Raw genomic sequence first — 13630 nt, forward strand, 5'->3', positions numbered from 1 at the left:
TCAGACGTTATTTCCGATCCAAAAGCCCCATGCGCGACGTGATCAAGATTGCGACCCTTGCGCTCGCGATCTTTGCCGGCGCGCTGGTCCAAGGCGGTCGCGCCCATGCCGCGGACATTCGCACCGCCGTCGTGGCCGGTGGCTGCTTCTGGTGCGTGGAGAGCGATTTCGAGGGCGTCGATGGCGTGATCGAGGTTGTGTCCGGCTTTGCCGGGGGCAGCGTGCCCAACCCCGAGTATCGCGACGTTGTGCGCGGGGGCACAGGCCATCTGGAAGTCGTGGAGATCACCTATGATGCCGATGTGCTGCCCTATGCGGGGCTGTTGCGGCTGTTCCTGCGCTCGATCGATCCGCTCGACACGGAGGGCCAGTTCTGCGACCGGGGTGAGAGCTATACGACGGCGATCTTCGTGAACGACGACCGCGAGCGCGAAATCGCGCAGGGAGCGATCATGGAGGCCGAGGGGAGCCTCGGCCAGAACATCGTCACGCCGATCCGCGATGCCGCGCCGTTCTACCCGGCGGAGGATTACCACCAGGATTACTACCGCTCGAACGATCTTGTGCTGACGCGCTTTGGCCCGCGCCGCAAATCGGTCGCTTACGATTTATATCGCGAGGCCTGTGGCCGGGACCAAAGGGTTCTGGACGTCTGGGGCTCCGAGGCGGCCTTTGCCGCCGATCACCTGTGACGCGGCAGGCCGCGCCGCGGGCTTTGGCTGCCCTCAGATGAACATCAGGTTGTTGGTGATGACGATCTCCAGCGCGTAGACGCCGAGGATCACGACCAGCGGCGCGAGGTCGAGCCCGCCCATGTTCGGCAGGAAGCGCCGGATCGGGTCGTAGAGCGGTTGCAGCAGGCGGTTCAGTCCATCCCAGATCTGGGCCACGATCGGCTGGTGCAGGTTCAGCACACCGAAGTTGATCAGCCACGACATGATGATGTGGGCGATCACGATGAATTTCACCACGCCGAGCAAGAGCAGCAGGATCTGAAGCAGAGAGGTCATGGGCAAGGTCCGAATTCCAAAGGGTTCCTAGCCAAATAGGGGTGCGCGGGGCCTGCTGCAAGCTCGGAAAACAGGCAGATTACCCGGCGGCACCGCCTCGGTCGGTGTTTGACGCCACGGCGCGCTTGCGCCGGGCGCGGCCATTGGCGAAGCAGCCTCCATGTATCCATACCTGAGATTGGCCGCCATCATGCGGCGCGAGCGCCGTCTGCCGAAGATGGGCATCTACGACACCCACAAGATGTCGATGACCTGCCTGCCGGTGGATATCGACGGCTTCATGGAGATGAACAATGGCCGCGTCATGACGCTGTTCGACCTCGGGCGGTTCGCTTTGTCGATCCGCATCGGTCTGGTCGACGTGCTGAAAGAGCAGCGCTGGGGTCTGGTCGTGGCCGGCTCGACGGTGCGCTACCGCGCGCGGGTCACGCCGTTTCAGCGGTTCGAGCTGCGAACGCGGTTTTTGGGATGGGACAACAGGTTCTTCTATCTCGAGCAGGCGATGTGGCGCGGTGACACCTGCTGCAACCACGCCCTGTTGCGGACCGGCGTGACCAAGGGCGGGCGCCTCGCGCCGGTTGCGGATGTCGCCAAGGCGCTGGGCGTGGAGGGCGAGAGCCCGCCGTTCCCCGATTGGGTCAACGCCTGGGCTGAGGCCGACAAGACACGGATCTGGCCGCCCGAGCTCTGATCCTTCGCTTCGCGATGGACAATCTCGCCGCCGCGCCGGAAGGTGCGCGGATGGACATGACAGCTCACCCCACCGCTTCCGACCGCCGCAAACGTATCTGGGGCTGGTGGGCCTTCGACTGGGCCAGCCAGCCCTATAACACGCTGCTGCTCACCTTCCTGTTCGGCCCCTATGTGAACGAGCTACTGGGCAGCGGCACGCAGGCGCAGACGGCCTGGGGCTACGGCGTCGGCGCGGCGGGCCTGCTGATCGCTATCGCGGCGCCCTTCCTCGGCGCGATGGCGGACCTCTCGGGCCGTCGCATGCCGTTCATCTGGCTGTTTTCCGTGATGTATGTCGTGGGCTCCTACGGCCTCTGGTGGGCCGCGCCGGACAACTTCAACCTCGTCCTTACGCTGATCTTCTTTGCCGTCGGCCTGATCGGGATGGAGTTCGCCACGATCTTCACCAATGCCATGCTGCCGACGCTCGGCACCAAGACCGAGATCGGACGCATCTCGGGCTCGGGCTTCGCCTGGGGCTACGTGGGCGGGTTGGTCTCGCTGATCCTGATGCTGTTCTTCTTTGCCGAAAGCGCCGAGACGGGGACGACCCTTCTGGGGATCGAGCCGATCTTCGGCCTCGATCCGGACGCCCGTGAAGGCACGCGCGCCGTCGGGCCGCTGACCGCCGTCTGGTACGCGGTCGGCATGATCCCCTTCTTCCTCTGGGTCCGGGACGCGCCGCAACCGGGCGCGGTGCCCATGGGACGCGCGCTGCGCGGCGCGATGCCCGCGCTGATCAAGACCCTGCGCCGCCTGCCGTCGGAAAAGCCCCTGATGGCCTACCTTCTGTCGTCGATGTTCTACCGCGACGCGCTCAACGGAATGTATGTCTTCGGTGGCATCTATGCCTCGGGTGTTTTGGGGTGGAGTGTCGTGGACGTGGGCATCTTCGGCATTCTCGCGATCATCACCGGCGCATTCTTTGCGTGGCTCGGCGGTCGTGCGGACGGGCGTTTCGGCCCGAAGCCGGTGATCGTAACGAACGTGGTGCTTCTGGCGCTTGTGGCGCTCGCCGTGGTGTTCATCAGCCGCGAAAGCGTTCTGGGCATCGCCGTCGCGCCGGACTCGTCCCTGCCCGACATCGCCTTCTACATCCTCGGCGCCTTCATCGGCGCCTGTGGCGGGGCCCTGCAATCCTCCTCCCGCACTATGCTGGTGCGCCAGGCCTATCCCGACCGCATGACCGAGGCCTTCGGCCTCTACGCGCTGGCGGGCAAGGCCACCTCCTTCATCGCGCCGCTCTCCATCGGCGTCGCAACGCAGATTTCCGGCAGCCAGCAGCTGGGGGTTGTGCCGTTGGTGATTTTGTTCACCATTGGCCTGATCCTTTTGTATTACGTGGACCCCGAAGGTCGAAATTGAACCCAGGAGATACCGCCATGAGACGCTTGTTCCCCTTCGCCTTGATGCTCTTGGCGGCCTGCGGTGCGGGCGGCCCCTCGATGCAGCTCGACGCCACCCAGTCGCGCAGCGAGGCCCGGCAGTACTTCGGCGCCGAGACCCGCGCCTCCGGCGGACCGGGCGAGGCGATCGGTTTCTACTCCAATGGCTGTGTCGCCGGCTCACAGCAACTGGCCGAGACCGGGCCGACCTGGCAGGCGATGCGCCTGTCGCGCAACCGCAACTGGGGCCATCCCGAGCTCATCGACTACGTCCAGAACCTCAGCGCGCAGGTGGCCCGCAATACCTCTTGGGCCGGGCTCTACGTGGGCGATCTCAGCCAGCCGCGCGGCGGGCCGATGCTGACCGGCCACGCGAGCCATCAGGTCGGCCTCGATGCCGACATCTGGATGTATCCGCCCGAGCGTCTGAACCTTTCCGAGCAGGAGCGTGAGACGCTCTCCTCGATCTCCGTCCGGGCCGAGCGCGGCGCCTCCGTCAACGGGAACTGGACAGCCGATCACGCCGAGGTCCTGCGCCTCGCCGCCACCGATCCCCGCGTGGCGCGGATCTTCGTGACCACCGGCGTCAAGGTCTGGCTCTGCGAGAACGTCACCGGCGACCGCAGCTGGCTGTCGCACATCCGTCCCGCCAACGGCCACCACTACCATTTCCACGTCCGGCTCCAGTGCCCCTCGGGCGACCGCAACTGCCAGAACCAGCCGCTGCCCCAGGGCGACGGCTGCCAGGAGGCCTACGACCGCGCCGAGCGCATCCGCAACCCGCCGCCGCCAAGCCCGCCCAACAACACGCCGCCCCCCGAAAGCCCCCCCTCGGGCATGCGCGTGTCCCTCGGGAACATGCCGAACCAATGCCTCGGCCTGCTGAGCGGTTTCGAGTAGGCGAGAGGCTGTCAGCGCCGGAACGGGCAACTCTGCTCCAGCCTCGATAGCGCCAGATGCACAAACGCCCTCGCAGCATCCTGCGAGGGCGTTCCTGTCTTCACCGAGCCGATGCGCCGCACGGCAATATCACCAGCGCGACTGCCGATCTCTAGTTCAGCGCCCCGGAATGTCGCCGCGCTTGCCCTCGAGGGGCCAGGTATCGATCACCTCCAGCGCCTGCTCTGCCGTCTCCACGAAGCGGAACAGGTCGAGGTCCTCCGGTGAGATCGTGCCCGCGCGCACCAGCGCCTCCCAGTTCACGATCTCGCGCCAGAAATCCTCGCCGAACAGCAGGAACGGGATACGCTCCATCCGCCCGGTCTGGATCAGGGTCAGGGTCTCGAAGGTCTCGTCCATGGTGCCGAAGCCGCCGGGGAAGACCGCGATCGCCTTTGCGCGCATCAGGAAATGCATCTTGCGGATCGCGAAGTAGTGGAAGTTGAAGCACAGCTCGGGCGTCACGAAATGGTTCGGCTCCTGCTCGTGGGGCAGCACGATGTTGAGCCCGATGGATTTGCCGCCCGCGTCCACGGCGCCACGGTTGCCCGCCTCCATCACGCCGGGTCCGCCGCCGGTTACCACGACGTTCTCCGAGCACCCCGAGGCGACCGAGCGCTCGGTGATCACGCGGGCGAACTCCCGCGCCTCGTCGTAGTATTTCGACATGTCGCGCAGGGTGTCGCTGCGCGCGCCGTCGCGCTCCTCCGGTCGCGGGATCCGGGCGCCGCCGAACAGGACCACGGTCGATTTGATCCCGTGCTCGTCCAGCCCCAACTCGGGCTTCAGCAATTCGAGCTGCAGACGTACGGGGCGCAACTCGTCCCGGCACAGGAAATCCCGATCGGCAAAGGCCAGGCGATAGGCCTCGGATTGCGCCTGCGGGGTGTCGGGCAATTTCTGCGTATCGGCGATATCCTCATGGGCATCGCGAAGGGGCCGGCGGTCGTCTCTCATCTGTGGTCATCCCAAGGTTGTCTGGTTTCCTTGCAACCTAGCGCGCGGGGCGGAAAAGACCCACCCCCGCCGCGCGTTGCTGCTGCGTTGCATCAACGCGCCGTGCGCACTATAGCCGCCTGCAAACGCCGTCGTGACCAAAGGGAAACCGCCATGTCCGTGAATGCTCAGCTGGAAACCGCCATCGAAGCCGCCTGGGAGGCGCGGGACACGATCACCCCCGCCACCGCAGGAGAGATCCGCGACGCCATCGAAAGCACGCTTGCCGCGCTCGATGGCGGCCAGCTACGCGTCGCCGAACGGCAGGAAAACGGCGACTGGCACGTGAACCAATGGGCCAAGAAGGCCGTGCTTCTGGGCTTCCGCCTGAAGGACATGGAGATGCAGTCCGGCTCCGCACAGGGCGGCTCCTGGTGGGACAAGGTCGACAGCAAATGGGCCGATTGGCAGGAGGGCGACTGGAAGGACGCGGGCTTCCGCGCCGTGCCTAACTGCGTGGTCCGCAAGTCCGCCTACATCGCGCCCGGCGTGGTGCTCATGCCCTCCTTCGTGAACCTCGGCGCCTATGTCGACAGCGGCACCATGGTCGACACCTGGGCCACCGTCGGCTCCTGCGCCCAGATCGGCAAGAACGTCCACCTCTCGGGCGGCGTCGGCATCGGCGGCGTGCTGGAGCCGATGCAGGCCGGCCCCACGATCATCGAGGACAATTGCTTCATCGGCGCCCGCTCCGAGGTGGTCGAAGGCTGCATCGTCCGCGAAGGCTCGGTCCTCGGCATGGGCGTCTTCATCGGCCAGTCCACCAAGATCGTCGACCGCGAAACCGGCGACGTCATGTATGGCGAGGTCCCCTCGGGCTCCGTCGTCGTGGCCGGTTCCATGCCCTCGAAAAACGGCGTGAACCTCTACTGCGCCGTGATCGTCAAGCGCGTGGACGAGAAGACCCGCGCCAAGACCTCGATCAACGACCTCCTGCGCGACTGATCACTCCGCGCAACTCGTGCGCACGCCAGCCCCTTCATCTTGGCCCCTACAACTCCGGGGGGCCTGGGGGGCTGGCCCCCCATTCCGACGCTTGGCCCCCGGCGCCCCCCCCATCAAGATGCTGGACAGGGGCCCCTTTCGCCCCTCACACTGGTCTCGCAACTTAAGGGAGAACCACATGCAGGGCCTCGGATTTCTCGCCGCCATCATCGTCGGCGGCCTCGCGGGCTGGATTGCCAGCCGCTTCATGGGCGCACGCACCGGCATCTTGATCAATATCATCCTCGGCATCCTTGGCGCGGTCGTCGCCAATTTCCTGCTGCGGCTGGTCGGGATCGTTCCCACCGAGGGCTGGATCGCCCAGGGCATCGTGGGCTTCCTCGGCGCCTGCATCCTGATCGTGCTGTGGCGGATGATCCGCGGACGCTGAACGTCAGGCGAGCGTCGGGCAGCGTCTCAGCCTTGACAGGGGCGTGATTTCTCATCACTCCGCCCCCATGTCCGAGAATGATCAAAAGAAACCGAAAAAGCCCAAGGCCGTGCACGAGGTCTTCACGCTCCTCGTGGAAGTCGGGCGCAAGGAAAACGATGGCCTGCCGAAGAAGGCGACCGGCGCGGGACTCCTCTGCTTCGCCTCCGGCGTCGATGAGGCCGAGGCCGTGCGCGAGACGGTGGCCGTGCTCAAGCAGGCCGACCTCGCGCCGCTGGACGTGACAGGCTACGGCTCGCTCGCCGAGCGGGAAGCCCAGGGCGACGAGATCAGCGATGAGGAACGCGAGCTGATGGACCGCGCGCGGGCGGAAAATTCCGTCGTGGTGGTGCAGATGACTCCGTTCTTCGGCGACGGCCCCGATCCCGCCGACGCCTGACGCTCAGGCGGCCTTGCCATGGGCCGTCACCAGCGCACGGGCCGCGGCCCGGTCCAGCAACGGCAGCGAGGGCGTGGTATCAGCCGCGACAGGGGAGGCCGCCTTGCTGATCTCCTGATCGCCCAGCGCCAAGACATCGCCCAGATGAACCGTCTCAATCGGCGAGTTTTCGACCCGGATGCAGGCCGGATCGTCCAGCATCATGTGATAGAACATCCGCATCGGCTTCGACCGATCCCGCGTCACCGCGCGCCCGGTCGCGAGGTCCGCGGCGGTGGCCAGCACCGCCTCGGTGCCGCACAGGTAATCGACCATCGGACCGGTCTGCAGCAACCGCGTCTGCGGCGTCACCACGAGGTCGCGCACCAGCCCGAAATAAGGCGCACGCAGGCACATCGGCGCCGCCCGTCCAAGGCACAGCCGCGGCCGCGCCTCGATCCAGCGCAACGGATGTGCCGAGCCGGTGTCATCCAGCAGCCGGTCACCGGGTCGCAGCGCATCGACGGGACGCGTGCCCTCCGCCGTCGCCACCATGGCGCCACTCTCGATCCCGGGCAGCGCATTGGCCGCGATGGCGCTCGAGGCCACCGCCGCAACATGGGCCACCGTCAGAAACCGCGGATCACGGGGCAGGGCGTCGGCCAGCGTCGCCTGCTGCTGCAGGCCCGAGCGCTGGACCTGCACCCGGTCCTGGTCGTGGTTCGTGACTTCCAGCAGATCGCTCCGCCCCTCGGAGCAAGCGATATACCGTAGGCTCAGGGTCTCACCCGCGCGCAGGGTCCCCGGCTCGGTGCGCAGGTCGATCTCGCCATGGAGCAGCCGCAGCGCCCCGTCGGGCATCAGGTAGAGACAGATCGCCCCGGCACCCTCCCGCGCCCCTTGCCACAGGCGCAGCGGGATATCGCGCGCGACACTGCGGCCGCGCGGCGGGGTCGGCTTCTTTGGGCCGATCAGCTCCAGCAATAGGGTCATGGCGCGCAGCGGCGTGTCACAGGCCACGGGCGGCACGCGGTAGGCCCGTCCTTCGCTCCATATGGCTTGCCATGACATCAGGGGATCCGTTTCTAGGCCAAAAGCGCCCGCGCCTCGAAGCCGCGCAGCGGCCGTCGGGCGGCGGGGCCATAGCCCACCTTGGTTTCGGGGTCGATCTCCGGAAACAGCGACAGAACCTCGTCCTGCACCGCCGCGTCCATCGTGTTCATGACCGTGGGGCCGGGCAGGAAGCTCTCCGTCGCCAGCCCTTCCGAGAAGATGATCTGATGCGCGTCGAACAGCAGGTGGAAATACTCCACCTCGCCGCCGGGCAACTCGTCCGGGGTCACCACCCGCACCGAGCAATCGTTGATCAGGTCTTTCGCGGCGACCAGCACCTCGTCCTCGCCGAACATCAGCTCGGCCATCCAATGGGTCACCATCACCCGATGCTGCGGCGACACCACCAGCCGCCGATGCCGCCCGAAGGTGCCCGCCTCGATCGCCACCGGCGCGAAACGCCCCGTGGCGGCAACCTTGCGCGAGCCGATCCAGCGCAGCGGCTGCAGCCCGCTGTCGCGGGTCTCGATCATGTCTCCCGCCTGCAGCGCCTCGACCGGTTTCTCGCCCTCGCGGGTCATGATCATCGTGCCGCGCACGAAACAGGGGATCGCGGTCACCGTGACGAAGGCGGTGTCGGTAATCCCCGAGCCGTCGTCGGCGGTATAGGTGAAGTTGATCGTCTGCTCTTCGGTCAGCCCGGTCTGGGAGGCGGGCGGATCGATCTCCAACTCGCCCGAGACGGTCAGCGTGACAATCGTCCCGTCCGGCAGGGTCACGCTGTCGCCCGGATCCACCTCGATCCCGTTGATATGGGTGATGAACGCCACCCCGCCCGAGGTCGGGTCGTTCGCCAGCACGTCCAGCACCGAGGTGACGCCCTCGTAGTGGGTCAGCGAATCCGACTCGGCGATGAAACTGCCCTGAATCGAATCCGCCGCGATCAGCACGTTCGAATCGTAAGAGCTGTCGCCCACGTCCGCGATGCCGATCTTGATGTCGTTGTCCTCGCCCTTGTTCACCGGCATGACCATCGTCAGCGTCACGGTGAAGCCATCCATCTCGGTGTTGTAATCGTCGTCGGTGTTGTTCTTGAACAGCGTCGCATTGGCACTGTCGTTGACCGAGTTGATCTGCGTCACGTTCACGATCGGCGAGGTCACCTGGTTGCCGTTCACCCAGACCCCGAAGACGTCGTTGTAGATGGAGCCGGTGTATTCCGGGTATTCCTCCGACGAGAAAACGAACTGCATGGTCACGAAGTCCGTCGTGGGGGTGAAGTTCACCTCAAGGAAGCTGGCGTCATAGGTGTTGGTACCGGCCGCCGCGTTGAAATCGGAATCGTTGTCGCGCCCCCACCAGGTGTTGGTCGAGGTGCTGTCCGACCGGTTCGGGTCGCCCCACGATTGCGTCACATGGCTGGCCCGCCCCGTCGACAGGATCACCCCGGTATCCGAGGGCGTCAGCTCCGACGAGACGTTATCGCCGTTCGAGTAGATGCCCGAAGACTGGCTCCACCCGGTATAGCTCGCGCTGTTGACCGTGACCCCGTCGCCGAAGATCGTCGTGGCCATCTCCATCGCGGAGGCGCCTTCATCGATAGGGAGCTCGTCACCCGTCGCCATCTGTCGTCGTACCCTTTCGGGCCGAGGTCGGGCGTCATCCGTCGATTGCGCACGTCGATCGTGACCGGGATCATCTCCCGGCGACCTTCGCGGCGAACCTGACTGCTCTGCTCGATGCGGCGCTCATTTTTGGGCGTCCGCTGCCTGCCTCGGCGTATTATTTATTACCCAAAGGTTAACACAACCTACGGACAAGCCTATGAAATTTGCCCCGAACCGGCCACGTTGGGGCCGCATTGTGGTCCTTTGGCCACGCCGGTAGGGTGCGATCTACAACATCCTGTAGCCCGAGGTTTCCATGTCACAAGTCCATTCCCCGGCGTCATCCGAGCCTGTCGATCCCGTCGCGCTGACGGCCGAGCTGATCCGCTGCAACTCCGTCACCCCGCTGGAAGGCGGCGCGCTGGTGCTGCTGGAGAAGCTCCTCTCCGAGGCGGGCTTCACCTGTACGCGCGTGGATCGGGGCGGCATCGCCAACCTCTATGCCCGCTGGGGCACCCGCGGCAACGGCCGCGCCTTCGGCTTCAACGGCCACACCGACGTGGTCCCCGTGGGTGACGAGGCCGCCTGGACCCATCCGCCCTTCGGCGCCGAGGTGGAGGGCGAATGGATGTACGGGCGCGGCGCCACCGACATGAAATCCGGCGTGGCCGCCTTCGCCGCTGCCGCCATCGATTTCGTCCGCCAAACCCCGCCCGACGGCGCCGTGGTGCTGGCGATCACCGGCGACGAGGAGGGCGAGTCCACCGACGGCACCATCGCACTTCTCGATTGGATGGAGGAAACCGGCGAGCGCATCGACGTCTGCATCGTGGGCGAGCCGACCTGCCCCGAGGAAATGGGCGACATGATGAAGATCGGCCGCCGCGGCGCGCTCACCGCCTTCTTCGAGGTGATCGGCAAGCAGGGCCACTCCGCCTACCTGCACAAGGTCATCAACCCGCTCCCCGCCGTGGCGCTTCTGGGCCACCGCCTCTCGACCCATGTGCTCGACGAGGGCACCGAGCACTTTGATCCCACCACCTGCGCGATCACCACCATCGACACCGGCAACCCGGCCAACAACGTGATCCCCGCGCGCACGAAGATGACCGTGAACCTGCGCTTCAACGATACCCATACCGGCGAGAGCCTGACCCAATGGCTCCGCGCCGAGGCCGACCGCGTCGCCGAGGAAACCGGCACCACCATCACCATGACCACCAAGCTCAGCGGCGAGTCCTTCCTGACCCCGCCGGGCGATCTCTCCACCCTCGTCGGCCGCGCCGTGGAGGCCGAGACCGGGCGCACGCCCAAGCTGTCGACCACCGGCGGCACCTCCGATGCACGCTTCGTGAAGAACCACTGCCCGGTGGTGGAATTCGGCCTCGTCGGCCACCGGATGCATCAGGTCGACGAACGGGTGCGGATCAGCGATATCGAGGCTCTCAAGCGAGTCTATACCCGCGTGCTCACCGACTACTTCGCCGAGTAGCCCCGACACTCCCGCGCGCGCGCACCAACCCCGGCGCGCGCGCTCCTCGCCGACAACCCCGGTCACGCCGCGCCAAAGGCTCCGCTCTGCCCCCGCCCGCCAAGCCACCGACCGGCCGCCATCCATCCCCGCCGCTCCCCCTTCATCTTGGCCAATACAACTCAATCCCGCCCTCGCCTCCGCACCGCTCGCTGAAATCGGCCCATGACGCCCCCCCGCGCCCGTGCTACCTGAGAGCCATGAGCAACATCCCCTCCAAAGAGCAGATCCTGCAATGGATCACCGATAACCCCGGCAAGCGGTCCAAGCGCGACATCGCCAAGGCCTTCGGCATCAAAGGCGCGGCGCGGATCGACCTGAAGCGGATCCTGAAAGAGCTGCAGGAGGAGGGGCACCTCGAGAAGGCCGGCCGCACCTACCGCGACCCCGAGAAGCTGCCCCCGGTCACGATCCTTTCCGTGCAAGCGCCCGACGACAACGGCGACCTCTTCGCGCGGCCGCTGGAATGGCACGGCAAGGGCGTGGAGCCGCGCATTCTCTACACGCCCCGCGCCGCCGATCCGGCGGTGGGCCAGGGCGACCGCATTCTCGCCAAGCTGTTCCCGGCCGAGGGCAGCGAGGCCGACCACCACTACACCGCCAAGCTGATCCGCAAGATCGGGACCAACCCGCGCAAGATCCTCGGCATCTTCCGCAAGCGCGACGAGGGCGGGGTGATCTCGCCGATCACCAAGGGCTCCGACAAGGAATGGCAGGTCCGCACGGGCGACACCTTTGAGGCCCGTGACGGAGAGCTGGTGGAAGGCGAGCTCGCCGGTCCCAAGGCGCGGATGGGCGCGCCGCGCGCCCGGATCACCGCGCGGCTGGGCGACCCCGGCGGCCCCCGTGCCGTCTCGCTCATCGCGATCCACGAACACGGCATCCCCGACAGCTTCCCCGACGCGGTCATCGCCCAGGCCGATGCCGCCAAGCCCGCCGGTCTCAAGGGCCGCGAGGACCTGCGCGATCTGACCCTGATCACCATCGACCCGGCCGACGCGCGCGATCACGATGACGCCTGCTATGCCCATGCCGATGAAGACCCCGGCAACAAGGATGGCCATGTCATCTGGGTCGCCATCGCCGATGTCGCCCATTACGTGACGCCGGACAGCGCCCTCGACCGCGAGGCGCGCAAGCGCGGCAACTCCACCTATTTCCCCGACCGGGTCGTGCCGATGCTGCCCGATCGTCTCTCGGGCGATCTCTGTTCCCTGCACGAAGGCGTGCCCCGCGCGGTGATCGCCGTGCGCATGGTGATCGACGCCAAGGGCAAGAAACTCTCCCACAGCTTCCACCGCGCCCTGATGAAGTCCCACGCCTCCCTCAGCTACGAGGAGGCCCAGGCCGCCCAGGACGGTGACGCCACCGACCGGACTGAGCCGCTCCTCGACAGCGTGATCCGCCCGCTCTACGCCGCCTACGAGGCGCTGAAGATCGCCCGCGCCAAGCGCCAGCCGCTGGAGTTGGACCTGCCCGAGCGCCGGATCGAGCTGGACGACGACGGCCGCGTCACCTCGGTCGCCTTCAAGGATCGGCTAGACGCCCACCGCCTGATCGAGGAGTTCATGGTGCTGGCCAACGTCGCCGCCGCCGAGACCCTGATCGCCAAGCGCACGCCGCTCCTGTTCCGGGTCCACGAGGAACCCTCGCCCGAGAAGCTCGACGCCCTGCGCGAGGTTGCCGAAAGCGCCGGGCTGACGCTCGCCAAGGGGCAGGTGTTGCAAACCCGCCACCTTAACGACCTCTTGCGTGCCGCCGATGACGACACCGCCGAGCTGATCTCCATCTCCACCCTGCGCTCGATGCAGCAGGCCTATTACACGCCCGAGAATTTCGGCCACTTCGGCCTCGCCCTGAAAAGCTACGCCCATTTCACCTCGCCGATCCGCCGCTACGCCGACCTGATCGTGCACCGCGCCCTGATCAGCGCCCACGGCTGGGGCAAGGACGGCCTCTCGCCCGCCGAGATCGAGCGGCTGGAGGAGACCGGCAAACTGATCTCGGGCACCGAGCGCCGCTCCATGGTGGCCGAGCGCGATACCTCGGACCGCTATCTCGCGGCCTTCCTCTCGGACCGCGTCGGCGCCGAGTTCCCGGGCCGGATCTCGGGCATCGCCAAGTTCGGCGTCTTCGTGAAGCTGGACGAGACCGGCGCCGACGGCCTCCTGCCGATGCGCTCGCTGGGGCAGGAGTATTTCCACTACGACGCCGAGGCGCAGACCCTGATGGGGTCGGACACCGGCACGATGATCGGGATCGGCGACCGGGTGCTCGTGAAACTGGCCGAGGCCGTTCCGGTCACCGGGGGGCTGATTCTCGAACTGCTGGAGCATGACGGGAAGGCGCCGGCGCCCGGAAAACGCCGCGGACGCGGAAAACCGCCCACCCGCCGCAAGGCTGGCAGCACCAAGGCCCGAAAGACGAAACTGCGCAAAAAGACAGCACGCACACGCTCCAAGAGCGGTTCGTAACGGGTTCTTAACCCTTCCGGGTCAAAGTGACTGGCGAAACGTCGCCCATCCCCGCAGCCTCGCCGGAGGTGAACCTATATGTTTGCCGCGAACTCGCTATATTGCTGCGC

The 13630-nt window shown here is 66.5% G+C and carries 13 protein-coding genes; 9 read left to right on the plus strand and 4 right to left on the minus strand.

What is annotated here, in order from left to right; genetic code table 11:
* The first annotated feature begins 29 nt into the window (after window positions 1–29).
* Entirely contained in the window at window positions 30–692 is a 663-nt protein-coding gene (gene msrA / locus KYE46_RS02370; protein ID WP_219003202.1) for a peptide-methionine (S)-S-oxide reductase MsrA, read from the plus strand.
* Window positions 693–725: 33 nt separating this feature from the next.
* On the opposite strand, the gene KYE46_RS02375 is transcribed toward msrA, so the two are convergent.
* Window positions 726–1010, minus strand: a complete 285-nt coding sequence (locus KYE46_RS02375; RefSeq protein ID WP_219003204.1) for a YggT family protein — start codon at window positions 1008–1010, stop codon at window positions 726–728.
* A 160-nt stretch (window positions 1011–1170) separates the two neighbouring features.
* Between KYE46_RS02375 and KYE46_RS02380 the strand changes: the two genes are divergently transcribed.
* From KYE46_RS02380 to mepA, 3 genes are read left to right on the plus strand one after another with little or no spacing between them, the layout of a single operon-like run.
* Window positions 1171–1701, plus strand: coding sequence for an acyl-CoA thioesterase (locus KYE46_RS02380; protein WP_219003206.1), 531 nt, complete (start codon window positions 1171–1173; stop codon window positions 1699–1701).
* Between the two features lie 56 nt (window positions 1702–1757).
* On the plus strand, window positions 1758–3107 hold the full coding sequence (locus KYE46_RS02385) for an MFS transporter (RefSeq protein ID WP_219004982.1): 1350 nt from the start codon (window positions 1758–1760) through the stop codon (window positions 3105–3107).
* A 17-nt stretch (window positions 3108–3124) separates the two neighbouring features.
* Window positions 3125–4027 carry a penicillin-insensitive murein endopeptidase gene (gene mepA / locus KYE46_RS02390; protein ID WP_219003208.1) on the plus strand — a complete coding sequence of 301 codons (903 nt, stop codon included), beginning with the start codon at window positions 3125–3127 and terminating at the stop codon, window positions 4025–4027.
* Between the two features lie 156 nt (window positions 4028–4183).
* Here the strand turns inward: mepA and KYE46_RS02395 are convergent, their stop codons facing one another.
* Window positions 4184–5023, minus strand: a complete 840-nt coding sequence (locus KYE46_RS02395) for an LOG family protein (protein ID WP_219003209.1) — start codon at window positions 5021–5023, stop codon at window positions 4184–4186.
* 153 nt (window positions 5024–5176) lie between these two features.
* On the opposite strand from KYE46_RS02395, the gene dapD reads away from it, so the two are divergent.
* The 3 genes from dapD (at window position 5177) to KYE46_RS02410 (ending at window position 6876) form a co-directional block, all read left to right on the plus strand.
* Complete coding sequence (gene dapD / locus KYE46_RS02400) at window positions 5177–6007, plus strand: 2,3,4,5-tetrahydropyridine-2,6-dicarboxylate N-succinyltransferase (RefSeq protein ID WP_219003211.1); 831 nt, start codon at window positions 5177–5179, stop codon at window positions 6005–6007.
* A 178-nt stretch (window positions 6008–6185) separates the two neighbouring features.
* Window positions 6186–6437 carry a GlsB/YeaQ/YmgE family stress response membrane protein gene (locus KYE46_RS02405; protein WP_219003213.1) on the plus strand — a complete coding sequence of 84 codons (252 nt, stop codon included), beginning with the start codon at window positions 6186–6188 and terminating at the stop codon, window positions 6435–6437.
* Between the two features lie 67 nt (window positions 6438–6504).
* On the plus strand, window positions 6505–6876 hold the full coding sequence (locus tag KYE46_RS02410; protein WP_219003215.1) for a hypothetical protein: 372 nt from the start codon (window positions 6505–6507) through the stop codon (window positions 6874–6876).
* Window positions 6877–6879: 3 nt separating this feature from the next.
* On the opposite strand, the gene KYE46_RS02415 is transcribed toward KYE46_RS02410, so the two are convergent.
* Both KYE46_RS02415 and KYE46_RS02420 read right to left on the minus strand, forming a co-directional pair.
* Window positions 6880–7926 (minus strand): Hint domain-containing protein, encoded by a 1047-nt coding sequence (locus tag KYE46_RS02415; RefSeq protein ID WP_219003217.1) that lies wholly within the window; start codon window positions 7924–7926, stop codon window positions 6880–6882.
* A 14-nt stretch (window positions 7927–7940) separates the two neighbouring features.
* Window positions 7941–9533: a choice-of-anchor L domain-containing protein gene (locus KYE46_RS02420; RefSeq protein WP_219003218.1), complete on the minus strand. Its 1593-nt coding sequence runs from the start codon at window positions 9531–9533 to the stop codon at window positions 7941–7943.
* Between the two features lie 298 nt (window positions 9534–9831).
* On the opposite strand from KYE46_RS02420, the gene dapE reads away from it, so the two are divergent.
* Both dapE and rnr read left to right on the plus strand, forming a co-directional pair.
* Window positions 9832–11007: a succinyl-diaminopimelate desuccinylase gene (dapE, locus tag KYE46_RS02425; RefSeq protein WP_219003220.1), complete on the plus strand. Its 1176-nt coding sequence runs from the start codon at window positions 9832–9834 to the stop codon at window positions 11005–11007.
* A gap of 239 nt (window positions 11008–11246) precedes the next feature.
* Window positions 11247–13520, plus strand: a complete 2274-nt coding sequence (gene rnr, locus KYE46_RS02430; RefSeq protein WP_219003222.1) for a ribonuclease R — start codon at window positions 11247–11249, stop codon at window positions 13518–13520.
* The last annotated feature ends 110 nt before the right edge of the window (window positions 13521–13630 follow it).

The sequence above is a fragment of the Gymnodinialimonas ceratoperidinii genome (assembly GCF_019297855.1).
Lineage (GTDB): Bacteria > Pseudomonadota > Alphaproteobacteria > Rhodobacterales > Rhodobacteraceae > Gymnodinialimonas > Gymnodinialimonas ceratoperidinii.